General features: G+C 61.3%; 20 protein-coding genes. 8 read left to right on the top strand and 12 right to left on the bottom strand.

The genetic code is table 11. The features are described from left to right. The first annotated feature begins 148 nt into the window (after nt 1–148). Entirely contained in the window at nt 149–1,441 is a 1,293-nt protein-coding gene (rhaI, locus tag FJ964_RS24255) for an L-rhamnose catabolism isomerase (protein ID WP_140552733.1), read from the top strand. Between the two features lie 108 nt (nt 1,442–1,549). Continuing rightward, nucleotides 1,550–3,289 (top strand): gamma-glutamyltransferase, encoded by a 1,740-nt coding sequence (gene ggt / locus FJ964_RS24250; RefSeq protein ID WP_140552732.1) that lies wholly within the window; start codon nt 1,550–1,552, stop codon nt 3,287–3,289. A 110-nt stretch (nt 3,290–3,399) separates the two neighbouring features. On the opposite strand, the gene FJ964_RS24245 is transcribed toward ggt, so the two are convergent. The 7 genes from FJ964_RS24245 to FJ964_RS24215 all read right to left on the bottom strand — a co-directional run bounded on the left by FJ964_RS24245 (nt 3,400) and on the right by FJ964_RS24215 (nt 11,482). Continuing rightward, nucleotides 3,400–3,744: a hypothetical protein gene (locus tag FJ964_RS24245; RefSeq protein WP_140496551.1), complete on the bottom strand. Its 345-nt coding sequence runs from the start codon at nt 3,742–3,744 to the stop codon at nt 3,400–3,402. Between the two features lie 1,153 nt (nt 3,745–4,897). Beyond that, on the bottom strand, nt 4,898–5,638 hold the full coding sequence (locus tag FJ964_RS24240) for a ribonuclease activity regulator RraA (protein ID WP_140496549.1): 741 nt from the start codon (nt 5,636–5,638) through the stop codon (nt 4,898–4,900). Nucleotides 5,639–5,661: 23 nt separating this feature from the next. Beyond that, complete coding sequence (locus FJ964_RS24235; protein WP_140552731.1) at nt 5,662–6,825, bottom strand: mandelate racemase/muconate lactonizing enzyme family protein; 1,164 nt, start codon at nt 6,823–6,825, stop codon at nt 5,662–5,664. A gap of 31 nt (nt 6,826–6,856) precedes the next feature. Then, nucleotides 6,857–7,954, bottom strand: a complete 1,098-nt coding sequence (locus tag FJ964_RS24230; protein WP_140552730.1) for an ABC transporter ATP-binding protein — start codon at nt 7,952–7,954, stop codon at nt 6,857–6,859. Nucleotides 7,955–8,078: 124 nt separating this feature from the next. Beyond that, complete coding sequence (locus FJ964_RS24225) at nt 8,079–8,969, bottom strand: carbohydrate ABC transporter permease (RefSeq protein WP_140552729.1); 891 nt, start codon at nt 8,967–8,969, stop codon at nt 8,079–8,081. Then, nucleotides 8,966–9,925, bottom strand: coding sequence for a sugar ABC transporter permease (locus tag FJ964_RS24220; RefSeq protein ID WP_140552728.1), 960 nt, complete (start codon nt 9,923–9,925; stop codon nt 8,966–8,968). The genes FJ964_RS24225 and FJ964_RS24220 overlap by 4 nt, the downstream gene beginning before the upstream one ends. Nucleotides 9,926–10,003: 78 nt before the next feature. Next, entirely contained in the window at nt 10,004–11,482 is a 1,479-nt protein-coding gene (locus tag FJ964_RS24215; RefSeq protein WP_140552727.1) for a sugar ABC transporter substrate-binding protein, read from the bottom strand. A gap of 217 nt (nt 11,483–11,699) precedes the next feature. Here FJ964_RS24215 and FJ964_RS24210 point away from each other — a divergent pair, with 217 nt between their 5' ends. From FJ964_RS24210 to FJ964_RS24185, 6 genes are all read left to right on the top strand, one after another. After that, the gene (locus tag FJ964_RS24210) at nt 11,700–12,410 is read left to right on the top strand and encodes a GntR family transcriptional regulator (protein ID WP_140552726.1); all 711 of its coding nucleotides are present in this window, start codon (nt 11,700–11,702) and stop codon (nt 12,408–12,410) included. A 52-nt stretch (nt 12,411–12,462) separates the two neighbouring features. Further along, nucleotides 12,463–13,629 (top strand): mandelate racemase/muconate lactonizing enzyme family protein, encoded by a 1,167-nt coding sequence (locus tag FJ964_RS24205; RefSeq protein WP_140552725.1) that lies wholly within the window; start codon nt 12,463–12,465, stop codon nt 13,627–13,629. 67 nt (nt 13,630–13,696) lie between these two features. Further along, on the top strand, nt 13,697–15,055 hold the full coding sequence (locus FJ964_RS24200) for a mandelate racemase/muconate lactonizing enzyme family protein (RefSeq protein WP_140552724.1): 1,359 nt from the start codon (nt 13,697–13,699) through the stop codon (nt 15,053–15,055). A gap of 101 nt (nt 15,056–15,156) precedes the next feature. Next, a complete protein-coding gene (locus tag FJ964_RS24195) occupies nt 15,157–15,483 on the top strand; it encodes an NIPSNAP family protein (protein ID WP_140552723.1) in 327 nt (108 codons plus the stop codon). 9 nt (nt 15,484–15,492) lie between these two features. Continuing rightward, complete coding sequence (locus FJ964_RS24190) at nt 15,493–16,692, top strand: mandelate racemase/muconate lactonizing enzyme family protein (RefSeq protein ID WP_140552722.1); 1,200 nt, start codon at nt 15,493–15,495, stop codon at nt 16,690–16,692. Nucleotides 16,693–16,820: 128 nt separating this feature from the next. After that, on the top strand, nt 16,821–18,044 hold the full coding sequence (locus tag FJ964_RS24185; RefSeq protein WP_318013084.1) for a DUF2235 domain-containing protein: 1,224 nt from the start codon (nt 16,821–16,823) through the stop codon (nt 18,042–18,044). A gap of 115 nt (nt 18,045–18,159) precedes the next feature. On the opposite strand, the gene FJ964_RS24180 is transcribed toward FJ964_RS24185, so the two are convergent. The 5 genes from FJ964_RS24180 to pdxA form a co-directional block, all read right to left on the bottom strand. Continuing rightward, the gene (locus FJ964_RS24180; protein WP_181172600.1) at nt 18,160–19,107 is read right to left on the bottom strand and encodes an ABC transporter permease; all 948 of its coding nucleotides are present in this window, start codon (nt 19,105–19,107) and stop codon (nt 18,160–18,162) included. After that, complete coding sequence (locus FJ964_RS24175) at nt 19,104–20,687, bottom strand: sugar ABC transporter ATP-binding protein (protein ID WP_140552719.1); 1,584 nt, start codon at nt 20,685–20,687, stop codon at nt 19,104–19,106. The genes FJ964_RS24180 and FJ964_RS24175 overlap by 4 nt, the downstream gene beginning before the upstream one ends. 64 nt (nt 20,688–20,751) lie before the next feature. Then, entirely contained in the window at nt 20,752–21,894 is a 1,143-nt protein-coding gene (locus tag FJ964_RS24170) for a substrate-binding domain-containing protein (RefSeq protein WP_140552718.1), read from the bottom strand. A gap of 76 nt (nt 21,895–21,970) precedes the next feature. Continuing rightward, entirely contained in the window at nt 21,971–23,455 is a 1,485-nt protein-coding gene (gene aldA, locus FJ964_RS24165; RefSeq protein WP_140552717.1) for an aldehyde dehydrogenase, read from the bottom strand. A gap of 42 nt (nt 23,456–23,497) precedes the next feature. Next, nucleotides 23,498–24,529 carry a 4-hydroxythreonine-4-phosphate dehydrogenase PdxA gene (pdxA, locus tag FJ964_RS24160; protein WP_210243386.1) on the bottom strand — a complete coding sequence of 344 codons (1,032 nt, stop codon included), beginning with the start codon at nt 24,527–24,529 and terminating at the stop codon, nt 23,498–23,500. Between the last annotated feature and the right edge of the window lie 177 nt (nt 24,530–24,706).

The raw sequence follows: 24,706 nt of genomic DNA, 5'->3' as shown, positions 1-24,706 counted from the left end.
CCTCATCCGCCTGCCGGCACCTTCTCCCCGTATAGTGACGGAGAGAAGGGATGCGCTCCAACGCCGGTGATCCCCTCTCCTCGTTCTTCACGGGGAGAGGGTAAGGGTGAGGGGCAGCGCCGACCAAACATATCTGGGAGGAACAGCAGTGTCCGAAACCATCATTTCCGCCGCCGTAGTCGACAAGGACAATGCCGCGCGCAAGGCCAATCTGGATCGCGACTACGCCTCGCTCGGCGAACGACTCGACCGCCGCGGCATCGCCATCGACGTCATCCGCGACAAGGTCGAGAAATTCGCCGTCGCCATCCCCTCCTGGGGAGTCGGTACCGGCGGCACGCGCTTTGCCCGTTTCCCCGGCGCCGGCGAACCGCGCGACATCTTCGATAAGATCGAGGATTGCGCCGTCATCAAGCAATTGACGCAGGCGACACCGACCGTCTCGCTGCACATTCCCTGGGACAAGGCCGACCCGAACCGGCTGAAGCAGGCGGCCTCGCGTTTCGGCCTCGGCTTCGACGCCATGAACTCCAACACCTTCTCCGACGCCAGGGACCAGACGCTGTCCTACAAATTCGGTTCGCTGTCGCATGCCGATGCCGGCACCCGCCGCCAGGCGGTGGAGCACAATCTCGAATGCATCGAGATCGGCAAGACGCTTGGATCGAAGGCGCTTACCGTGTGGATCGGCGACGGCTCGAATTTTCCGGGCCAGGTCAATTTCGCCAAGGCGTTCGAGCGCTACCTCGACGCCATGAAGGAGGTCTATGCCGGACTGCCCGCCGACTGGAAGCTGTTCACCGAGCACAAGATGTACGAGCCGGCCTTCTATTCCACCGTCGTCCAAGACTGGGGCACCAACTACATCATATCAAGGGAATTGGGCGACAAGGCCTTCTGCCTGGTCGACCTCGGCCACCACGCGCCCAACGTCAACATCGAGATGATCGTGTCGCGGCTGATCCAGTTCAGGAAACTGGGCGGCTTCCATTTCAACGATTCGAAATATGGCGACGACGACCTCGATGCCGGCTCGATCGACCCCTACCGGCTGTTCCTGGTCTTCAACGAACTGGTCGATGCCGAACTGGCCGGCGCCGAAGGGTTCGATCCGGCGCATATGCTCGACCAGAGCCACAACGTCACCGATCCCATCGAGAGCTTGATGCTGTCCGCGGTCGAGGTGCAACGCGCCTACGCGCAGGCGCTGCTGGTCGACCGCAAGGCGCTGGAAGGTTTTCAGGAGGCCAATGATGCGCTTATGGCGACGCAGACGCTGAAGGCGGCCTACCGCACCGATGTCGAGCCGATCCTGGCCATGGCGCGGCTGAACACCGGCGGCGCCATCGACCCGGTCGCCGCCTACCGGGCGGCAGGCTACCGCGCCAAGGTCGCGGCGGAACGCCCGGCGGTTGCCGGCGGCAGCGGTGGGATCGTGTAGACCTTGCTCAGGCTCTCCGTCGATAAGACGGGGTGTGAAACCTTTACTATTGGCTGGACTCACCCGCCCTAACGGGTTTTCCTAGGCGTCCTCGCCAGGAGCCCCGCCATGCATATCACTCGCCGCACGCTGATCGCCGTCAGCCTCTCCTTCACGATCGCTTTCACGCCATGGGCGGCCGCCTTCGCCGCCTCGCCAGCGCCCGCCAAGGGCGAGAACGGCATGGTTGTCACCGCGCAGCATCTGGCGTCGGAGGTGGGCGTCGAAGTCCTGAAGAAGGGCGGCAACGCCGTCGATGCGGCGGTGGCTGTCGGCTATGCGCTCGCCGTCGTCTATCCAAATGCCGGCAATATCGGCGGCGGCGGCTTCATGACCGTCCGCTTCAAGGACGGCAGGTCGACCTTCCTCGATTTCCGCGAGCGTGCGCCGTTGGCGGCGACCAAGACGATGTATCTCGACAAGGACGGCAACCCAGTGAAGGGTGCCAGCCTCGATGGCTACCTCGCCGTCGGCGTGCCGGGCTCCGTCGCCGGTTTCGAGATGGCGCGCGAAAAATACGGCACCTTGTCCCGGCAGGACCTGATGGCGCCGGCCATTCGCTATGCCAAGGATGGGTTCATCCTCAACCAGGGCGACGCCGCGTCTTTTGCCGGGAACGCAGACAGGTTGGCGAAAGACCCCGCAGCGGCTGCCATCTTCCTGAAACCCGACGGCAAGCCCTATAGCATCGGCGAGCGGCTGGTCCAGCCCGACCTCGCCGCCTCGCTCTCGGCGATATCCGAGAAAGGCCCCGACGCCTTCTATAAGGGCGCCATCGCCGATGCCATCGTCAAGGCGAGCGGCGCCAAGGGCGGCATCCTGGCCAAGGGCGATTTCGAGCAATATGCGGTGCGCGAACTGAAACCCGTGACCTGCTCCTATCGCGGCTACGAGATCATCTCCTCGCCGCCGCCGAGCTCCGGCGGCGTCATCATCTGCGAAATCCTCAACGTGCTGGAAGGTTATCCGCTCGCCTATCTCGGCGCCGGTTCGGCAGAGACCGTGCATGTCATGGTCGAGGCGATGCGCCACGCCTATGTCGATCGCAACTCGGCGCTCGGCGATCCCGATTTCGTCGACAATCCGGTCTCGAAACTGCTGGACAAGGCCTACGCCAAGGACATCCGCGACAAGATCGATCCGTTCCGGGCCGGCGTCTCTCAGGACCTGATGCCGAAGGGGTTCGGCGAGAGCAAGGAGACGACCCACTATTCGATCGTCGATAAGGACGGCAACGCGGTCGCGGTCACCTACACACTCAACGGCTCGTTTGGCGCCGGCGTCGTCGCCGACGGAACCGGCATCCTGCTCAACAACGAGATGGACGATTTCACCCAGAAGCCCGGCGTGCCCAACCTCTACGGCCTGGTCCAGGGCGAGGCCAACGCCATCCAGCCGAAGAAGACGCCGCTGTCGTCGATGAGCCCGACCGTGGTGGCCAAGGACGGCAAGCCGTTCATGGTCATCGGCAGCCCCGGCGGTTCGCGCATCATCACCATCACGCTGGAAGCCATCGTCAACGTCATCGACCACGGCATGAATATCCAGGAGGCGATCGACGCGCCGCGCATCCATCACCAATGGCTGCCCGACACAGTGTATATCGAGCCGTTCGGACTCTCGCCCGACACCGAAAGGCTGCTGGCCGGCATGGGTTATCATCTCGACCTCGGCGACAAGACCTGGGGCCAGGCGGCCGGCATCCTGGTCGGCGGCAAGAGCCTGGCGGAAATCGAGAAGGGGGGTGGCGCCCGTTACAACGGCGCCATCGACAGCCGCGCCGCTTCCGGCGAGGCGCTCGGCTATTGACTGGCGCACTCCGAAGGCGCGTGAACCCGCGTCCGCAATCGCGTCGAAGACGAAAAGACAGGGCGGTCTAGGTTTCCGTGAAACGACCGCGCTAATTGACGATCAAGCCGTCACGAAATCAGCGTGACGGTGGATGCGATCAGCATCAGGGCCGCGATGCCGACAAACAGTGCGTAGATGCGCGGCCGGTCGAGCAGAAGCGCGTTTCCCGATATCCAGGCCGATGTGGCGCCGCCGAGCGCGAACAGGAAACCGTTGCGGTGGCCGAAGGTCATCGACGCGGCCATCAGCCCGCCTATGATCAGGGCGCCAAACACGATTATGACGGCGACCGCGTATCTCTCGAAGTCGTTACCGCTGCCCATCGCCGGACCGATCGCATTCAAATTCGGCAGGTCGTCCGGATCGAAGGGGCTGGTCGACCCGTATTCGTCTTGACCGATGGATTCTCGCATCACTCGTTCTCCGCTGACCGGCAACAAACCATCAACACATGCCGAGCGCAACCCGATCGCGTGTTTCTCCCTACGTGTTGACCGCGATATCAAACCGTTCCGGCGGGGCGCGCCAACCGTTTTGGCGGGTTCGGATCATCGCCGCAACTCCAGCAGTGTCTGCCCGAATGGCAACGGTCCGCCAACCTGTTTTTAAATATGGGCGCTTCTTCTGGAGAAAACATGATGGCGGAGTTGATTCGGCTTCGGCAGAAACATTTTTACGCGACCGGAGTCGCGGCGCCAGGCGCGGCCGCTCAAAATGTTCAGTTCCAGGGGTCCGATTGATGTTGAGCCAGATGTGTTCCGCACTTGGGGCGAGCGTCATGCTGGCGCTCGCGGGCTCATGATGAACCAAGCTCGACGAAAGCAGTCCGGGCTGATCGCATGGACAAAGCTCGGCCCGGGATCTAATTTCGGTGACGGCCTGCGATACCCTAAGCTGGTATCAGGGCGGCGATACGATGGATGCTGATCTCCTTGCGTGCCCTGGACGCCTCATTGGTCAGCCCCATGTCGAACCTCTATACTGGACAGCCTCAATCCATAGTGCGAGCGCGGTGGCCGGCGACCGTCCCTTTACTTTCAAATCGCGGCCTCGATAGCCGCCGGCCGCGATCCATACCGTTTTTGAACGCTGATAGATTGTTACGCCTCGTGCATTCGCCCAAGCGCATGATTCCGCGAACTTTGGAGCCATTGCCGAGCCCGTTCCCGAGGATGCTGTCTCTATGTGACAAAGCTGCGTGGCCATATCAGGTCCCCTAATTCTGACGGTCCCGGCCTGCGATCCTCCGGCCCCCGCCCAAAATCACCGAATGAATGATAGGGCCGCTTCCGTTACGGTAATGTGTCGCCACCAGCGCGGTCAGGTATCTCCCGATGCAAAAGCCGCCAGCTTTCGGCAGGGACAGGTCTGGAATGGCTAGGGACTAAATCCAGCTGGTCAACGAGCGGGCGGAGAGCCGGATCGGCCGCCATTCAAACCTGATCAGGAGATCGGGCTGGAGATGATGGTGTGCAAAGGCGCACCTGTTCGATGCACAATGCGGCACCAGGGTAAATTTGGGGGAATGGCTGACGCGCGCCGGCGACTGTCAGCTCATCCTGTCTATCAAGGTTTGGCGTTGGCTTTCCGCCAAGCCTCGTACTCGTCGTTAGCGCTTGGGTGCAGTGGGTAGTAGCGTTGCAACGGCGCTCCCCCCATGAGTTTCATTCGTGAGAATTCCTCCCAATCGTGATGTTTCTGGGATTCTTCGATGACCTTCGGGGCCATTGCGACGGGCAGCACCACCACCCCGTCGTCATCGGCGACGATGATGTCGCCGGGAATCACCGTGACACCGCCGCAGGCAATCGGAACGTTGACCGCATTGGGATAGATGCTGGTCTGCACATGATAATTGGGCGTCCAGCCGCGCAGCCAAAGAGGCAGGTCGAGCTTTTCGACATTGGGCCGGTCGCGCATGCACCCGTCGATGACGATGCCCGCGCCGCCTCTGCCCTTGAAATAGGTCGACATCATATCGCCGAAGACACCGGAGCTCATGTCGCCGCGCGCGTCGACGACGACCACGTCGCCCTCCTGCGCATGGTAGAGCACATGTCTGTGAAGTTGCGTCTCCGGATCGGCATATTCTCCCTCGGTGAAGAGGTCCGGTCGCTGCGGCATGAACTGCAATGTCAGTGCCGGCCCGACGATCGACTTCCCATGGTTCTGCGGCACCGGTCCGACCATGTGCGGATTGCGAAAGCCCATATGGCCAAGTGTGCCCGCGACCGTAGCGGCGCCGATCTCCCTTAGCGCGTCGATCAGGTCCTTGGGCGGCCGCGTGATATCGGGAGTATGCGTCATTTTCGGACTCCGGTTGAATTGAATTACCAGTTGGTGACAGAGCCGTCGCGGCGCTTGAGATGTGGCGCTTCCCAGAAACGGAAACTCTGCGCCTGGACCGCCGCTTCATTGACCTCGACGCCGAGCCCCGGCAGGTCGCTGACCGGATAATCGGTCCCGTCGAGCCTTGGCTGTACGGGGAAAAAGTCGGAATTGTCGAAACCCAGCTTCCTTTCGGGGATCCTGGTCTCTAGCCACGCGAAGTTGGGCACCGCGGCGGCGAGATGCACGGTTGCGGCCGTGCACACCGGGCCAAGGGGATTGTGCGGCATCAGGTCCACATAGTGCGCCTCGCTCCAGCCAGCGACTTTCATCGCCTCGGTGAGCCCGCCGACATTGCAGACATCGAGCCGGTTGAACTGGTGGATGCCGCGCTCGATGTAAGGCAGGAACTGCCACTTGCTGGCAAATTCCTCGCCGATGGCAAAGGGGATGTCGGTCATCGTACGAAGGGACTCGTACGCCTCCGGTGTCTCGGCCCGTATAGGCTCCTCGAGGAAATCAAGCACGCCGCGGCCGAGCTTGTTGCAGAAGCTCGCCGCCTCGGCCACCGACAACCGGTGATGATAATCGACGCCGAGCACCACCTCATCGCCCAGCGCCTCGCGCGCTTTGTTCAGCATGCTCGCAGTAGGGCCGATCGATTCACGCGGCTCGAAGACGTCCTTGCTGCTTTGTCCGGTGGGGAAGAAGCGGATCGCCTGCCACCCCTGCGCGCGCAGTTCGCGGGCGCGTTCGATCGCAACATCACCCTCGGCCTCGTCTCCGGTCGAGGCGAAGGTGGGCACGCGGTCGCGCTGCTTGCCGCCAAGCAACTCGTAGACTGGCACCCCCAGCGCCTTGCCTTTGATGTCATGAAGGGCGATGTCGATAGCGGAAATCGCCGCCTGCAGGACCCGACCCCCTTCGAAGTACTGGCTGCGATAAACCTCCTGCCAGATACGCCCGATCTGCATCGGGTCGCGGCCGATGAGAAATTCGCGATAGTGCTCGACCGCGCCCGCCACGGCTTTCTCGCGACCGCTCAAGCCGCTCTCGCCCCAGCCGAAGATACCCTGGTCGGTCTCGACCTTGACGAGCATCTGGTTGCGCGTTCCCACCCACACCGGGTAGGGCTTGATCGCGGTGATCTTCAGGTTCTTAGTCATCCACGCCCGCGTTCCACGCGCATCCCCTATCTCAGTCGACCTTGAGGGCCATTTCAGTTTCGCCGTCGAACAGATGCATCCGCTCCTGGTCGAACTCGAGCCAGATCCGCTCATCAGGTTTGACGGCGACATTGGGCGACACGCTGATATTGACGATGGCGCCCGACAGGAATGCTTGCACGAAAGTGACGTCTCCGGTCGGCTCCACCGTATAGGCCTTGGCCGGAATGGCGCCGGGGACCGCGCTTTTGTGCAGCTTGATCGTCGAGTGCCGCGCTCCGAGCACGACCTTCTTGGTGGTCGCCCCCTCAACCTTGCGCGCGTTGAGTTGCGACAGCTCAAGCGTCCAGCCTTCCGCGCTGGTCAACGCGGTGCTGCCGTTCGCCGTTGAAGCCTCCAGCGGAATGAGGCTCATCGCCGGGCTGCCGATGAAGCTGGCGACGAACATGTTGACCGGATGGGCAAAGACCTGCGCCGGTGAATCGTATTGCTGCAGATAGCCGCCATTCATCACCGCCATCTTGTCGGCCATGGTCACGGCTTCGAGCTGGTCGTGCGTCACATAGATGATCGTTGCCTTGAGGTCCTGGTGGAAGCGCTTGATCTCGGACCGCATCTGGACGCGCAGTTTGGCGTCGAGGTTGGAGAGCGGCTCGTCCATGAGGAACACAGCGGGATCGCGGACGAGGGCACGGCCAAGGGCGACGCGCTGCTGCTGTCCGCCCGAAAGTTCCCGCGGCTTGCGCTCGAGCAGGTGCGTCATGTCGAGAACGCGCGCCGCTTCCCTGACCTTCTTGTCGATCTCGTCCCTGGAGAGTTTGCGCATCTGCAGCGGGAACGCCAGGTTCTTGTAAACCGATTTCTGCGGGTAGAGCGCGTAGTTCTGGAACACCATGGCGATGTCCCGGTCCTTGGGGTCGAGATCATTGACAACCCGGTCCCCGATGACGATGTCGCCCGATGTGATCGAGGTCAGCCCCGCGACGAGATTGAGCGTGGTTGTCTTGCCGCAGCCTGAAGGGCCGACCAGCGCAACGAACTCGCCGTCATTGACCGTCAGCGAAACATCGTTGACAGCTTTGAAGCCGCCATAGGTCTTGACGAGATCTTTGAGGACCACGTGGGCCATAGGCAACTCCCTAGAGCAGGATGCTGAAAAGCGTGAAGCGGCTTTCGGGCGGCATCATGCACTATCTCCTTGATTGAGAGCCGGATTCAGATTTCAGGTCGGTTCGACCTGAAATCATCCGGCTCTAGTGCTTGACCGCGCCTTCTGTAAGGGCGCGTACGAAGTATCGTTGCAGGACGAGGAACAGCACCACGACGGGCACGCTCATCATGAAGCTGGCCGCCATCAGGCCCGGAAAGTCCGTCGTGTTTTCCGAGAAGAAGCGCTGGATGCCGACCGGCAGCGTCAATTGCTCGTTCTTGGAAAGGAAGGTGTAGGCGTAGATGTATTCGTTCCAGGCGCCGATGAAGGAATAGATCGCTGTAGCGATGATCCCGGGCGTCGAGAGCGGCATCACGATCAGGATGAAGGCCTGGAACCGTGTTGCGCCATCGATGCGCGCCGCCTGCTCGAGCTGCACCGGGATGTTGTCGTAGAAGCCCTTGAGCAGCCAGATCGCCAGCGGCAGCCCGAAGGTTAGATAGGTGAGAATGAGCGAGCCGTGGGTGTTCACCAGGCCGATAGCGCGCATCAGGATGAAGAGCGGCACGAGAAAGATCACCGCCGGGAACATGTTGCGCAGCAAAACGGCGAAGAACAGGAAGTTCCGCCCGGGGAAACTGAAGCGCGAAAAAGCATAGGCCGCGGGGACAGCCACGATCACGGAAAGGATTGTCGTGACGGTCGACACGAACAGGCTGTTCCAGAAGAAGCGGAGGAAGTCCTGGCCGACGCTGTTCTGCGGATCGAGCAATTTCTGATAGCTGGCGAGGGTCGGCTCGTCCGGCCACCATTGCGGCGGGAATTGCGTCGCCGCGAACCCGGATTTGATCGAGGTGATCAGCATCCAGATCATCGGCAACGCCGTATAAAGCAGCATGAAAACGAGGAAGATGCGCCCGGCCCAACGCCACCCGTCGACGCGCATACGGCGACGGGCCTGGCCTCGGGAGGCCGTCTCGGCAATCGCGCTCATGCACCGCCCTCCTTCCGCTCGTTGCCGCTCAGCGCACGGACATAGAAGTAGCCCAGCGTCATCAGGATGATGAACAGGAGCACCGAATAGGCCGATGCCACACCCCAGCGCTGCCGGCCGAAGGCGAGTTCGTAAATGTGGGTAATCCAGATATGCGACGCGTTCGACGGGCCGCCGCCGGTCATGATCCAGGGGATGATGAAGGAATTGAAGTTGGCCACTGCCAGCAGCAGGATCGTCACCACCGAGACGTTGCGAAGATGCGGGAAGGTGACGTGCCAGAAGCGCTGCCACGCATTGGCTCCGTCAACTTTCGCGGCGAGCAGCAACTGCTCGGGAACTGTCTGCAGGCCCGCCATCATCATGATCATGGCGAACGGAAACTCGCGCCAGATGTTGACGACGATCAGGGAGGGGAGAACCGTGCTGACATTGTCGATGAAATTCGGCGGTCGGTCGGCCAATCCGAGGCCGACCAGCACTGCGCCGATGATGCCGAAATCCGAATGGTAGATCCACTTCCAGATATAGGAGGCGGCGACCGCGCTGATGACCCAGGGAATAATCAGGATAGCGCGCAGCACACCGCGGCCGACAAAGTCGCGGTGGAGCGCCAGCGCTGTGGCAAACCCCAGGACAAAGGAGATGAAGGTGGATCCGAATGTCCAGACCAGCGTGTTCCAGGTGACTTTCCAGAACACCTCGCTGGTGAGGATGGCCGTGTAGTTGTCGAAGCCGATGAAGGTCTTGTCACGGAGCTGCAGGCCGGGCGGCGTCTTATAAAACGACAGCTCGATCGTGTAGTAGATCGGATAGGCGATGACGATGAGCATCACGGCGATCGCGGGCAGCACGTACGCGTAGTCGGCGCGATGCTCCCAGATCCTCCGCAGCGCGTCGGACCTGCCGGGTTGCAATTTTCGGCGCGCGTCGGCCTTGTCGGTGACGATCGTCACGATGGTATGCCCTTGTTTCTTCGGAACGAACCGGCCGCACTGTCGGTGCAGCCGGTCAGGTCTTAGGTCAGGCGCGGACTAGAGCCCGCCCATCAGGTCTTTCACCTTCTTGGCCGCGTCGTCCGCCGCCTGGTCGACGGTCATCGCTCCGGTCAGGGCATTCTGCAACATGTCCGGGACGATGATGTTCATGATCTCCGGGGCCTGCGGCAGCGCTGGGAAGGGGATGCCGTATGGCAGCATCGAGGTCGTGACATCGAGGAATTTGATGTTGTCCAGACGTTCCTTCATCCATTTGGTCTTGAAGCCGTTCAGGTTGCCGGGATTCGATCCGGCATAGGCCATCTTCAGCGACCACTCAGGGCTCGTCCACATGCAGATGATAGCCTTCGCGGCCGGCTCGTCTACCTTGCCGCCTTCGACATATTCGGGCTTCAGGATGTGGATGTTCGAGCCGCCGAACACGACGGCGCGCTTGCCGTCGGGCCCAGCCGGTATCAGGCCGTAGCGCATGTTGTCGATGACGGTCTGCGCCTTGTCCTTGTCGGTGCCCGTCGCCTTCTTCTGCAGGTCGAGCATGACATTGTAGTCGGACGGGTGCGAGATCATCATGCCGAGTTGGCCGGCGACGAACAGGGGCTGGTTATCGGCCTGCTGGTTGGTGAGTGCCGAAACCGGAACCGACTTGTCGCGAACATACATGTCGTAGGAAGCTTGCAGCGCCGCCTTGCTCTGCGGGCTATCGAGCTCGACCTGCTCATAGGTCGGATTTGCCGCCGCTTCGTCGAAGACGCCGCCGCCATAAGCCCATAGCTGAGGCATGAAGCGATACGGCGTATTGCCGGCATTCTTGCGAGCCACGAGGCCGTAGCCGGCAATGCCGAGCTTGTCGTGGATCTGCTTGGAATATTTGACGACGTCGTCCCAGGTTGCCGGTGGTTTTTCCGGATCGAGACCAGCGCGTTTGAAGATGTCGGCGTTCCAGATGAACGCCATCGTTTCGTTGTTGGTTGGAATGCCGTAGGTCACCCCGTCCCAGGTCACGGCCTTCATGGCGCCGGGCCAGAAGTCCTCGGTCGAATAGCCGACATCCTCGGGCTTGAGCGGCTGCAGATAGCCTTTTGAAGCGAATTCAGTCCCACCCAGGATTTGCAGGCGGACCGCCATCGGCGCGGCATTGCCCAGGAGCGCCGTGCGGAACTTGTCGAGAAGGTCGTTATAGGTGAGGGCTTGTTCTTCGAGCTGGATGTTTGGATAGGTCTTGCGGAAGGTTTCGAAGAAATCCTTGTAGTACTGGCGCAGGAGGTCGGGGTCGCCCTCGAACACGCCCTGATACCAGAAGGTCAGTCGCCCCTTATAGTCCAGCGGGGTGACCTTGGCACAATCGGCCGCCGTGTCGAAATCCTGTGTGCCCGCGATGGCGCGGACATATTCCGGCGACCATTTGCTGAGGTCGACCGGCGGCGCGCCCAGCGCCGATGTGGACATCAGCGATGCCGCCAAAACGCTGACGACAGTGCCGCGCAGGACCGCACTGCCGAGTAAAATCCTCGTCATAGGTATCCTCCCTGGTTCTCCCATGCCGCTTTGCGGCGAGGCAAAAGCGGTTTTTGCTCGTTTGATCGCAGGACGTCTTTATATCTGTGTACCCGTTCGGGAGCCTTGTACGTTTTCAGATCATGAATTGCCTGTCAACGCGCTAGATCGTACATTGTTTATCCAAACTTTGCGTGTTAATCGGAAAGAGTGTGTATTAATCCAGGGGGAGCCGGCCTTGGCCGAACCAGACGATTTCAAAGCCAAGCCGCCGGTGGGGATTGACCCCATAGGAGCGTCCAGCGAGGGCGCCTCGCTTTATGAGCTGATCAGGGAAGACATCATCGAGGGACGGCTTGCCGCCAACGAACGGCTTGTGGTCACTGATCTCGCCCGGCGCCACGGCACCTCGACCAACCCCGTGCGCGAGGCTCTGCAGCTGTTGCGGGGCGAAGGCTTTGTCATCTTTCTTCCCAACCGCGGGGCGCGCGTCCGGCCTATCGATCAGGAGTTTGTCCGCGACATCTACGAGATCGGCGTTCTGATCGAGCCGGCCCTGACGCGGTGGTTTGTGAACATGGCCACCGGCGAGGACATCGCCGAACTCCAACGTCTCCAGGACCTGATTGAAGAGAACAACTTCGCCGATACATTCAGGCACAGCGAGCTGGATACCGCCTTCCACACCGTGATGTACCAGCGGCATTACAACCGCCATGCCGCCGAGCTTTGGTGGAAGCATCGTGAAGTGCTGCGAGCCGTGAGCCGGCGTTTCAATTTCACGCTTGCCCGGCGTGCCGCGATCATTCGCGAGCACCGCGAGCTCATCGCGCTGGTAAAGGCGGGAGACGCCGACAAGGCGGCCGAACTCGTTGCTCGCCATGTCGAGGGCTCCGGCCGGCACATCCTCGAACATATGCGTGCGCGCAACGCCGCTCGGGCCGGATAGAATGCCCGATCCGGAACATCGCTAGCCCGACGATCAGACAGAGGTAGCTGACATGAAAATTACGAGCATTCGGCCGTGGCTGATCAAGTCCGATGCGTCCTATTGGGGAGAGTACCTGTTCGTCGAAGTGACGACCGACGAGGGGGTGAGCGGCTGGGGAGAGATCACAACCACCACCAGGCTCGCCAACCGCGCTCTCTGCACGATCCTGCGGCAGATCGGCGTCGCCGTGACCGGCGAGGACCCGGCCCGGATCGAGCACCTCTGGCACAAGATTTTCCGCAGCTTCACCTATATGGGCAGCCGCGGCGCCGCGGTCGAATGCGTGAGCGCCATCGACATAGCTCTCTGGGACATCCGGGGCAAAGTTTTGGGCAAGCCGATCTACGAGCTGCTGGGCGGGCCGGTGCGCGATGAAATCGCGCTCTACACCCATCCCAACCAGTCCAAATTTACCAGCAAGGAGGCGGTGGTCCGCGAAATTCGAGACATCGTCGAGTCCGGACACACCGCGCTCAAGTTTGATCCTTTCCCGCATCAGGGACGTGGCGCCGATGGCGTGTCGCGCGAACAGCGGGACGGCTACCTCGATGGCAGCATGACCCGCAAGGACGAGCGCGAAGCGGCCGAACTCACGGCTCTGATCCGCGAAACGGCGGGCCCTGATGTCGATATTCTGATCGATGCGCACGGCCGTTTCGACGTTCCGACCGCCATTCGTCTCTGTCGAAGCCTCGAGGAAGCCGGCCAGATCGACTGGTTCGAGGAGCCTTGCCCGCCCGAGAGCCTCAACGCCCTCAAGCAGGTGCGTGAGAAGGTCAGCGCCGCCATCTCGTGGGGGGAGCGCGGCCACACCAAGTGGGACTTCGTGCCGGTGCTCGAAAACAAGCTCGCTGACTACATCATGCCTGACGTCACCTGGACCGGGGGCATTACCGAACTCAAGAAGATCTCTGCCCTGTGCGAAGCCTACTACGTCCCGGTCTCGCCGCATGACGCCGCGGGGCCGATCAACGTGGTTGCGGGGGCTCAGGTGATGATGACCGTTCCTAACTTCTACAAACTCGAGACGTCGGAGTGGAACCTGGGCAAATACGATCATCTCATCGACGCACCACTCGACGTTTCGAACGGCAGCCTCAAACTGACGTCGAAGCCTGGGCTCGGTGTCGAGATGAACCGCGATTACCTGCAAGCCCACGAAATTGAGCTGGGCTGACGCATGTCGCCGCATGTCGGGGCTGCATGCCGCCGAAAAGGCCGCCTACCAAAAACGAGGATAAGTGATGCCCAAGACCGGCGGAGCCGACGAAGCCCTTGATCGGGTGAACATGAACTCCAAGCCTTCCGACCTTCGCATCACCGACATGCGGGTGGCCGAGATCGTCGGCGCACCGTTCACCACGGCGCTGCTCAAGATCTACACCAACCAGGGCATCGTCGGGCTTGGCGAGGTGCGTGACGGGGCCAGCGCCACCTACGCGCTGATGCTGAAAAGCCGGCTGCTTGGCGAGAACCCTTGCGATATCGATCGTTTGTTTCGCCGCATCAAGCAGTTCGGCGGTCACGGCCGGCAAGGCGGCGGCGTGTCGGCGGTCGAGATCGCGCTGTGGGATCTAGCCGGCAAGGCCTATGGCGTCCCCATCTACCAGATGCTTGGCGGCAAGTTTCGCGATCGGGTGCGCGTCTACTGCGATACCGATGCCGAGAAACCGAGCGGCACCGAAACCGGAAAACGCCTCAAGGAGCGCATGGACCTCGGCTTCACCTTCCTCAAGATGGACCTTGGCCTGATGCAGATCGCCCATGTCCCGGGTGCGGTGGCCGCTCCCGCCGGCGCGCTCGAAGGGTTTTACGCCAACCCGCGCGGCCGCGGCGGATCCCTCGGGGAGCGCAAGGCGCGCAATCTCGCCTACGATGCGCAGAACGTGCCGCACCCGTTCACGGGCCTGCATTTCACCGAAAAGGGGATCGACCTGCTCGAGCAGTATATCCACGAGGTCCGCGAAGTGATCGGATACGAGATCCCGCTCGCCATCGACCATGTCGGTCACATCTCGCTGCAGGACGGCGTACGCCTGTCGCGCCGTATCGAGAAATACGTTCCTGCCTGGCTCGAGGACGTGATTCCCTGGCAATACACCGAGCAGTACCGTCAACTGCAGCAGGCCACCTCGGTGCCGATCTGCACCGGCGAGGACATCTACCTCAAGGAGGCCTTCGAACCCCTGCTCAAGAGCGGCGGTCTCTCCGTCATCCACCCGGACCTGCTCACCAGCGGGGGCATCCTGGAGACCAAGAAGATCGGCGACATGGCGCGGGACCACGGGGTCGCCATGGCCATCCATATGGCCGAAAGCCCGATCGCGGCGATGGCCGCCGCACATGTCGCGACCGCGACCGAGAACTTCATGGCGCTCGAATACCACTCCGCCGATGTCGACTGGTGGGACGATATCGTCACTGGCCTGCCCAAGCCGCTCGTGCAGGGCGGGTTCATCACTGTTCCGGACAAGCCGGGTCTGGGGATCGACGACGTCGTCGACGAAGTGATCTCGCAGCATCTGCAGCCGGGTGTCGCCGGCATCTGGCAATCCACCGAGCATTGGGACAATGAATATAGCTGGGACCGGACCTGGAGTTAGCCCAAGACCTCCAGCCCTCATTCCTCAAGCTCACGGGCCAACGACCGACCATTCGTGTCGACCTCTCCGAGGGAAGAGGCGAAGAAAGAAACGGACGAAGCATGATCTACGAACTGCGTATCTATGACTGCCTGCCGGGCAGGCTGCCGGCCTTGCTCAAGCGCTTTTCCGACCAAACGCTCGCCATCTGGGAGAGGCATGGCATTCGCCAAGCCGGGTTTTTCACCACGGCGATCGGCGAAAACAGCAATCGCCTTACCTATTTCCTCGCCTGGGAATCGCTGGCCGAGCGTGAGGCGAAATGGGCGGCTTTTCTCACCGATCCGGCATGGCACAGGGCCCGGGACGAGTCTGAGCGTGACGGGCAGATCGTTGCCAATATCGGCAGCCAGCTGCTCACGCCTACAGCTTTCTCGTCCGTGAAATAGGACTGTGCCATGAAGATCACCGACCTGCGCTGCGCCGTCATCGGCAAGCACCCGATCGTCCGCATCGTGACCGACGAGGGCCTGCATGGCCTTGGCGAGGTCGAGTTCACCAAGACCTACCTCAAGCCCTTTGTGCTGCATTTCCGCGAGGCGCTGATCGGCGAGGATCCGACCGACGTCGAGCGGGTGATGCTGAAGATCCGCCAGCGAGGTTCGTTCAAGCCCTATGGCGCCGCCGTCTCCGCGATCGAGCATGCGCTGTGGGACATTGCCGGCAAGGCCGCTGGCGTGCCGGCGTACAAACTGCTCGGCGGCAAGGTCCGCGACAAGGTGCGCGTCTATAACGGCTCGATCCGCCGGAAACGCGCGGGCGATCGCCCGGAGGATTATGCGGCCGACGTCAAATGGATGATGGAGCAGCCGCAGAACTTCTTCATGGTCAAGCAAGGAATCTCGTTCCACTCGAACATGAAGGACAGCATCGAGGACTTCCATTATGGCGTGACGCAGAAGAAGGCCGGCTATCACGGTGCCATGGATCAGGGCGTGATCAGCGAGCGCGGTTTCAACCATATGCTCGACTGCGTGATCGCCATGAAGGAAGTGCTGGGCGACAAGGTCAGCCTGGCGCTCGACTGCGGCCCGGGCTGGATGCTGCCCGATGCGATCAAGTTCGCTCGCGCGGTGGAGAAGTACAATTTGATGTGGCTCGAAGACATGCTGACCGGCGACTACGTGCCGTGGGTCAATCCGCAGGCCTATCGGGAGCTGACCACCTCCACCTCGACGCCAATCCATACCGGCGAGCAGATTTACTTGCGGCACAATTTCAAGGAGCTGATCGAGACGCAGGCGGTGCGCGTCATCGGCCCCGATCCCGCCGATATTGGTGGTATCGCCGAGCTCAAATGGGTCGCCGAGCACGCCTACATGCACTCGATCCTGATGGCGCCGCATGGCACCGCGAACGGCCTGCTGGGCCTCGGCGCCCTGATCAATGTTTGCGCCACCTTGCCCGCCAACTACATCGCCTTCGAATATCCCAGCGCCTCCGACCCCTGGTGGGAGGATCTCGTGATCGGCCTGCCGTCGCAGATCGTGAAGGACAGCATGGTGGACCTGCTGGAAGCGCCGGGCCTGGGCCTCGATATCGACGCCGAAGCAGCCAGGAAGTATCTCAGGGAAGAGGATACGGGCTTCTTCGGTTAAATCCCTCTTCCTTCGCCACCGGAACCGCGCCGCCTACATTCTCATCGGTATCCGTCGTCAGACGCCTGTTGATGTGATCCACGGCTTGGGTCAAAGTTGGTTGGTCTGAACTGGACCGTCAGAGGGCGGTGGCGTTGAAGCGGACCGGCAAAAACATCGTTGTCTGCTGCGATGGAACGGGAAACCAGATCGAGCGCAATCTCTCGAATGTCTTGAAGTTGTTCCGCATCCTGAAGAAGAATGAGGAGCAGCGCGTCTACTATGACGCCGGCATAGGAACCATCGGTGCCAGCGATGCCTGGACGCGAAGGCGCCAGAACGCGAAATCCGTGTTCGAGCTCGCAACTGGATATGGTCTCGACGCCGAAATCGCCGGCGCCTACGCCTTCATCTGCAGGCACTACGTCGAAGGGGACGCAATCTTCCTCTTTGGCTTCAGCCGGGGAGCCTACACAGCCCGCGCCGTTGCGGGCTTGATCCACATGATCGGCCTGCTGCATCCGGACCAGCTCAACATCGTCGAGTATGCCGTAAGCTCTTACAAGCAAGCCAGCGACGAGCACGACCTTAGCGTTGCCTGGCATTTCTCCAAGGTTTCAGGAGCCCGGGACGCGCGCATCAAGTTTCTTGGTGTCTGGGACACGGTGGCGTCGATCATCGTACCGCGAAGCGACCGATTTCTGCCACAGCTTCTGACACTGCCGCATACGAGGACTAACCCGAGCGTCGAAGTTTTTCGGCATGCAATCGCGATCGATGAGCATCGCCGCATGTTCCGGCTGAACCGGTGGGTCGAGCAGCAGCCATTCGTCGAGAATCCTTTCGACAAAAGTGCGCCGGCAAAAGAGCAGGATATCAGGCAAGTCTGGTTCGCCGGATCTCATTCGGATATCGGCGGCGGCTATCCTGAAGAGGAAAGCGCCATATCCAAATTTCCGCTCGACTGGATGATTGATCAGGCCAAAGCATCTGGATTGCAGACCAATTCCCGCATGCTGGAGCGGCTTGTCTTCGGGGAAGGGAAGGGCGAGGGGACGATGACGTTCGTCAGCCCCGACCCGCTGGGAACTGTGCATGATTCAATGACTTGGAGCTGGAAACCGCTCGAGTGGGTCCCAAAATCGGTCAAATGGCGTGAATGGAAGCGAAAATCGGTTCTCGGCTTCTACCTACCGCAAGCCGAGCCTCGCATGATCGAGCGACAGGAACGGCGGCCGCTGATCCATCAGTCGGTTCTGGATCGGAAGGCGGCGATCCCGACATATAAGCCTGAGAATTTTCCGACGGCATTCAATGTTGAAGCCTATGGTGACCTCATGAAGGGCCACCTGGCCAACGAAGTCGGCGGTTAGTGCTGGCTCCGAGCGGGCCGTGAAGCCGGAGGATAAATTTGAGGTGGGCGCGGCGCGATTTCATCAGTCAACGCGTAAAACGCGCTTTTCGTCGGGTCATGGAACTCTGCTGCTTTCAACGCCGGTTCAACGAGACGGCAATGATGATGATAGCGCCCTTGATCACCTCCTGGATGCTGGTCGAAAGACCGAGCACGAGAAGACCGAACCCGAGTATCCCTATGAAGATTGCGCCGACGACAGAACCGACGATCGATCCATAGCCGCCGAAGAGACTTGTCCCGCCTATGATCACGGCCGCGATGACGTCGAGTTCGAGACCCGCTCCCAGGCTGGGATTGCCGGCGGTGGAGCGGGCCGCGAGCATCATGCCTGCAAGGGATGCCATCATGCCGGACAGCACAAAGGCGAAGATCTTGACGCTGTCCGTCCGCACCCCGGAAAAGCGGGCGGCTACAGGATTTCCACCGGTCGCATAGACACGCCTGCCGAAGGGCATTTGATGCAGAAGATAATAGCCGACGGCGGTTAGGACGATCGTCCACCAGATTGGCGCCTGCACGCCCAGAAAACTGCCGTTCCAGAACAGGTTCGAGAAGTCATCGTCGACGATAGACACTGGCCGGGTGCCGGTGATCGTCAGCGCCAGTCCGGAAAAGATCGACAGCATGCCAAGGGTCACAAGAAACGATGGAATGCGTATTTTCGTAACAAGGATGCCCGAGGTGGCCCCGATCGCCGCGCCGGCGGCCAGCACCAGAAGAGCTGCCACATAGGTGGGAACATCCTGGCCGAGCAGCAGCGCTCCGATCATCCCTGAAAAACTTGCAACCGATCCTACCGACAGGTCGATTTCGCCGCAGATGATGACGAATGTCATGCCGATCGCCATTGCCGAAACGATGGCTGTGATACGCAGAACCGCGCTTGCGGTCGAGACAGACGCGAAGTGGGGAGCAAACAGGACGAAGTAGAGGGTTATCGCCAGGAAGATCACATAGGTGATGTGATCGCGGAAAAAATTCATCGCATTTGCGTGCGAGGGCATAGGGGACGGTTTCATGCTGCAACTCCCTGGGCGCGCGCACTGGCTTGTCTGGCCGCCTCGGCCTGCAGCAACGCGCGAAGTTTTGTCTCGTCGTCCGCGCGATCGATGCTGCGCGTAATCCGCCCTTGCGCCATCACCAGAATGCGATCGGACAAATCCAGGAGTTCTTCGAGTTCCGAAGAAATGAGCAGCACGGCGACGCCTTCGCCGGCCGTGCGGCGCACAAGCTCGCGCATATCGCGCTTGGCATTGATGTCGACGCCGGAGGTTGGTTCGTCGAGGATCAACAGCTTCGGCTTCATGGCCAGCCATTTGGCGAAGACGATCTTCTGCTGATTGCCGCCCGAAAGCTCCTGGGCTTTCTGCAAGGGACCGCGGCACAGGATACTGAGATCGTCCCGGTATTGTCTGAACAGAGCCGTTATCCGGGCCTTCGCCATCGGCCCGAACGGACCCGCCAGCGAGAAATCGGAAAGGCGCGGAAGGGCGAGGTTCTCCTCGATCGAGCGACCACCCACAAGACCTTCGAGCCGACGGTCTTCGGGAACAAGCGCGATACCGGCAGCGATGGCCCTGCTGACACTGCCCGGCTGGACGGGGTCGTTCCCGACGGCGATATCGCCGGTTACATCCGGAAGGACGCCGAACAAGGCCTTGCCCAGGGTCGAGCGGCCACTGCCGACAAGCCCGGCAAGGCCGACGATCTCGCCCGGGCCGATCGAGAACGACACGCCGGACAGTTTGCGCGAGGTGGCAAGGTCACGGACCTCAAGAGCCGGCGTCCCGGCGGGCGTTGCCGGTTGACGATTTGCTGGCGCGGCTGCGGCAGGGGAAGGTGTTTCGACCTTGGGCCGGGACATCAACGCCGCGATATCCTCGATGGACGTCTTCTTCGGATCGAGCGGACCGACCAGTCGTCCATCCTTGATGATCGAGATGCGATCCGAAAGCTGCAGCACATCGGCCATGCGATGGCTGATGTAGACGATACCGATTCCGTTCTGCTTGAGCTGACCGATTGTCCGAAAGAGCGTTTCCTCCTCATGGATGGTCAGGGACGAAGTCGGCTCGTCCATTACGAGCAGCTTGGCGCCCCGCGAGATCGCTTTGAGAATCTCGACCATCTGGCGCTGGGCGAACGCCAGGTCGCCCACACGCGCCGAAGCATCGAGCGAGAAGGCATATCGCTCGATCAGAGCCCGGGCCTCGCGCAGCATCTTTCGGGCATCGACACGCCGGCCGAAGGCGAGCGGCTCGCGAAGGATAAACAGGTTTTCGGCAACCGAACGGTTCGGCAAGACGCTCAGCTCCTGGAAGATCATTGCGATTCCGCGATCGATCCTCTCCCGAAGCGACAGGGCGGTGACATCCTCGCCGTCGAACAGAATCCGGCCTTCGTCCGTCCGATACGCGCCCATGAGGATCTTCATGAGCGTCGACTTGCCCGCACCGTTTTCGCCGAGCAGTGCATGCGTTTCGCCGGCCTTGACCTCGAACGAAATGTCCGACAGCACGCGGTTCGCGCCAAACGACTTGCCGATGCGTTGCATCGTTACGATAGGGCGCTGGGACGTTGAAGTTTTCGCTTCGGCCATGACGATTTCTCGATCGCTGGGGGAGTGCCGGCGGACTGCTGCGGCCCGCCGGCGAAAGAAGAAGCTAGAAGCACTCGCCGTTGCAGATTTTCACCACCGAAGCCGGCGCATCTTCCTTGGTGACCTGCTTGAGCGCACTGAGAAGGTCGAGCTTCTTGACGCGCAATGTCGGTACCGAAATGTACGGCGGGACGTCATGTCCAAGCAGAGCAAGCGCGGCCGCCTTGGCCTCCGCGACGCCCTGGTCATAGGGGCGTTGCGCACCCACGGCCAGAAACTCGCCGCGTGCAACGTTCAGCGCGCTGTCCGCGGCAATGTCATTTGTGGTGATGACGATGTCGCGGCCGAGTGTCTTGGCCGCGGCCACGACCTGCTGCGCAGGCGTGTCCCAGGCAACGAAAATGCCCTTCATGTCGGGATGCGCCGTCAACATGGCGGTGGCGACCTCGTAGGCCTTCTCAGGCGCGGTGAAGGTACCGACGTCCGCGACCTTGATGTCGGGGTGTTCGCCGAATGCCTTGAGTGCGCCGACCTTGCGGGCCGCGACAGAGTAGTAATAGTCATAGACCAGCGTGATGATGCCGACCTCGCCCTTGCCGCCAATGGCCCCGACAAGTTCCTGCGCGGCGAAATAGGCGTTCTTCTCATTGTCGGACGCGACAACGGACACATAATCCTTGCCCGGCGCCATATCGACCGGAACGTTGTCCATGAAAACCAGCTTGATGCCGGCTGCCGCCGCCTTCTTATAGGCTTCGGATTCGGACTTCGGATCGATCGGGATCGAGAAGATCACATCCGGCTTGCGTGCGATCATCTGCTCGAGATCGCTGATCTGCTGGCCGGGCTGGAACTTGGCGTCGGTGGTTCCGACAACTTCGATGCCAAGGTCCTTGAGCGTGTTCGAGATCCCGGCCACCTGCAATTGAGGCCAGCCGGCATCCATGGTGTGCATCACCAGCCCGGCGGTGAACTTTCCGGCCTTCAGCTTTGCAAGGTCGGCATCGGAGAATTTCAGCACGTCTGGCGACACCGCCGGTGGACCGTCCGGGAAGCCCGGAACGGGTTGGCCTCTCGGCGATAGGGGCAACGGCTCAAGCAACGCCTTTGCTTCCGGTGGAATGGTGTCGTCGGCGATCGCCGAAGATGCGGCCAACCCCGACAATACCACGGCCAAAGCCGCCGCCATGAATCCACGATAGTGCATTTTATTCCTCCCGATGAGATGAAACGGCCATTTTGGCCGGGTAGCGACCTGGCTGGTCGTACTGGCTGGGCGCTGTTCAGCGCCCGTAAGGCATCAATGCCGCCGTGGCGGCACCCGAGTAATTCACGTAGACCGTCTTCTTGCGCATGTAGCTCTCGAGCCCGTGCACGCCGTCGTCACCGCCCAATCCGCTCTCGCGGAAGCCGACATGAAAGCCCTGCAGCATTTCTGGCCCTATCCGGTTCACATAGATCTCGCCAAACGAAACCTCGTTGACGGCGTTCATGACGCGGCCCAGATCGTTGGTGAAAAGATAGGCCGACAGGCCATAGCGACTGGCATTGGTGATGCTGACGGCCTCCTCGAAGGTGTCGAAGGGCATGATCGGCACGACCGGGCCGAAGATTTCCCGCGTCATGATCGGCATGTCGGGCGTCACATCGGTCAATACGGTCGGATTGAGCCAGTAGCCGCCGTCGATAGGCGCCTTGGCCGGGCGTCCGCCGGCCAGAGCCAGCTTCGCGCCGCCAGCGACGGCTTCCGCCAGGACCAACTCGACCTTTTCCAATTCCTCACGGCTGACTTTGGGACCGATATCGGTATTCGCCTGCATCGGGTCCCCGACGACCAGCGACTTCGAGAACTCCACGAAGCGCGTGACGAACTGATCGTAAATCGAACGGTGAACGAGCGTGCGTTCGTTGCATATGCAGACCTGCCCGCAATTCATGTAGCGCGAGGTGGCTGCCGAACGCACCGCTAGGTCGAGATCGGCATCGGCCAGGACGATGAAGGGCGCCTTGCCGCCAAGCTCCAGCGAAACGGGCGTCAGGTTGCGCGAAGCATTCGCCATGATGCGCTTGCCGGTCGGCACGCTTCCGGTCATGGTGATGAGGTCGACTCCGGGTTCCGTGCACAGCGCCTCGCCTATGGTTTCGCCTCGTCCTGTTATGATGTTGACGACGCCGTCCGGCACGCCCGCTTCCACAAAGATGCGAGCCATTTCGAGCGCCGAAAGCGGCGTGTCTTCATGCGGTTTGAGGACGATGGTGTCGCCGGCGATCATGGCGGGCGCCACCTTTCGGCTGACCAGGGCGCTCGGATAATTCCAGGGAATGATGGCGGCAACGACGCCTACAGGTACGCGCTGGATCCAGACCTGCTCTCCCGCGTAGTCGGATGGCAGGATCTCACCTTGAATGCGGCGGGCAAACTCGGCGTAGTAATCGAAGAACTCGGCCGCACCGCCGACTTCCCCCATGGCCTCATTGATCGGCTTGCCTTGTTCCCTGACGACCACCTCGGCCAGATGCCGGGCGTTCTGCCGGATCAAGACCGCGATCCGCTTCATGATCGCAGCACGGGCGAGGGGTGATTTGAGCCCCCAGGGTTTCTGCGCCTTACGGGCTGCCTCTATCGCCTGGCGAGCCTGATCCGGACTTGCCTCGGGCACGTCGACAAAAGCCTTGCCGTTGGCCGGATTGACCACCGGGCGCGTGCCGGCTTCGCCGGTGACAAATCTGCCGTCGATCAGCATGAGATGGGACTTCTCTACAGCCATGGGTTCGATCCGCTTCTTCGTGCGTTGCAGGCGTGCCGGCGCCTAAGGTTTGGATTTTGCCGCGGCCATCTGGACGGCGAATTCGATCGCCTCGACCAGGCTGTCCTCGTTGGCGATGCCCTTGCCGGCGATATCGAAGGCCGTGCCGTGGTCGACGGAGGTGCGGATGATCGGAAGGCCGAGCGTGACATTGACACCGGAGAGCGCTTTCCACTCGCCGGTCGCGGGATCGACATTGAAGCCGAGCAGTTTCACCGGAACATGGCCCTGATCGTGATACATCGCGACCACCGCGTCATACTGACGGGCACGCAGCTTGACGAAGACCGTGTCGCCCGGAACAGGTCCAACCACGGTGAAATCGGGCGATGTGTAAGAGGCGACGACCGGGGTCGTGATGTCGATATCCTCACGACCGAAAATGCCGCCTTCGCCAGCGTGCGGGTTGAGCGCGGCAATCGCAATGCGGGGATGGGCAATGCCGAGGCCTTGCAACGCCTCGACAGTCAACTGGATAACCCGCCGCAATCGAGGTTCGGTCAGTTTCGATGGAACCTGAGCCAGCGCCACATGGGTCGAGACATGGCTGACGCGAAAATCGCCATGGGCAAGCATCATCACGGAATCGCGGGCGCCCGTCAGTTCCGCCAGCATGTCGGTGTGACCGGCATAATGATAGCCGGCCAGGTTGAGCGCTTCCTTATTGAGAGGAGCCGTAACAATACCCGCAATCGAACCGGTCTGGGCCAGGCGAACAGCCTTTTCGATGGCCAGGTAGGCAAGGCGCCCGCCTTCGGCCGACATGATGCCTGTCTCTATGGGGGCCCGCTCTGGTCCGGCCTCAAGAATGGCCACGGGCGGAAAAGGTCTGGCGGCCGATGCCGACGGTTCTTCCCGCTCGATACGTCCTGAAATGGACTCCATCGCGCGCATCGCGGCGACGCTGCCGATGATGAGAAGCGACAGTGACCCGTCGGCAAGGCGCGGTTTCAGCCGTGCGCATGCCTTCGCGATGATCTCGGGGCCGATGCCCGCGGGATCACCCATTGTGATGCCGAGCCTTGGACCAGACATAAACGCCCCATATCGGTCAATTGTGATCATCTTCTAATCCTTTTAATCAGATATGCGCAATAGCTTTCTTTCGCGATCATTCGCAATCAAATTTCGCGGCTGATCGCGCTTCCGCCTCTCCCTCTGCGGCTGAAATCTCGACCGCACCCGGCTTCGCAGTGTGTTTTGACGCTATTT

Source organism: Mesorhizobium sp. B2-3-2 (genome assembly GCF_006442295.1).
GTDB lineage: Bacteria > Pseudomonadota > Alphaproteobacteria > Rhizobiales > Rhizobiaceae > Mesorhizobium.
The sequence above is the reverse complement of the archived record's forward strand: the minus strand, read 5'-3'. Positions and strand labels throughout refer to the sequence as shown.

Excerpts from the sequence above, each read along its gene's own strand:
- pdxA (WP_210243386.1), bottom strand. The coding sequence starts at position 24,529 with ATGTCTGGTCCAAGGCTCGGCATCACAATGGGTGATCCCGCGGGCATC.
- ggt (WP_140552732.1), top strand. The coding sequence starts at position 1,550 with ATGCATATCACTCGCCGCACGCTGATCGCCGTCAGCCTCTCCTTCACG.
- FJ964_RS24225 (WP_140552729.1), bottom strand. The coding sequence starts at position 8,969 with ATGAGCGCGATTGCCGAGACGGCCTCCCGAGGCCAGGCCCGTCGCCGT.
- FJ964_RS24245 (WP_140496551.1), bottom strand. The coding sequence starts at position 3,744 with ATGCGAGAATCCATCGGTCAAGACGAATACGGGTCGACCAGCCCCTTC.
- FJ964_RS24230 (WP_140552730.1), bottom strand. The coding sequence starts at position 7,954 with ATGGCCCACGTGGTCCTCAAAGATCTCGTCAAGACCTATGGCGGCTTC.
- FJ964_RS24175 (WP_140552719.1), bottom strand. The coding sequence starts at position 20,687 with ATGGCCGAAGCGAAAACTTCAACGTCCCAGCGCCCTATCGTAACGATG.
- FJ964_RS24195 (WP_140552723.1), top strand. The coding sequence starts at position 15,157 with ATGATCTACGAACTGCGTATCTATGACTGCCTGCCGGGCAGGCTGCCG.
- FJ964_RS24180 (WP_181172600.1), bottom strand. The coding sequence starts at position 19,107 with ATGAAACCGTCCCCTATGCCCTCGCACGCAAATGCGATGAATTTTTTC.
- FJ964_RS24200 (WP_140552724.1), top strand. The coding sequence starts at position 13,697 with ATGCCCAAGACCGGCGGAGCCGACGAAGCCCTTGATCGGGTGAACATG.
- FJ964_RS24235 (WP_140552731.1), bottom strand. The coding sequence starts at position 6,825 with ATGACTAAGAACCTGAAGATCACCGCGATCAAGCCCTACCCGGTGTGG.
- FJ964_RS24170 (WP_140552718.1), bottom strand. The coding sequence starts at position 21,894 with ATGCACTATCGTGGATTCATGGCGGCGGCTTTGGCCGTGGTATTGTCG.
- FJ964_RS24240 (WP_140496549.1), bottom strand. The coding sequence starts at position 5,638 with ATGACGCATACTCCCGATATCACGCGGCCGCCCAAGGACCTGATCGAC.
- aldA (WP_140552717.1), bottom strand. The coding sequence starts at position 23,455 with ATGGCTGTAGAGAAGTCCCATCTCATGCTGATCGACGGCAGATTTGTC.
- FJ964_RS24205 (WP_140552725.1), top strand. The coding sequence starts at position 12,463 with ATGAAAATTACGAGCATTCGGCCGTGGCTGATCAAGTCCGATGCGTCC.
- FJ964_RS24215 (WP_140552727.1), bottom strand. The coding sequence starts at position 11,482 with ATGACGAGGATTTTACTCGGCAGTGCGGTCCTGCGCGGCACTGTCGTC.
- FJ964_RS24190 (WP_140552722.1), top strand. The coding sequence starts at position 15,493 with ATGAAGATCACCGACCTGCGCTGCGCCGTCATCGGCAAGCACCCGATC.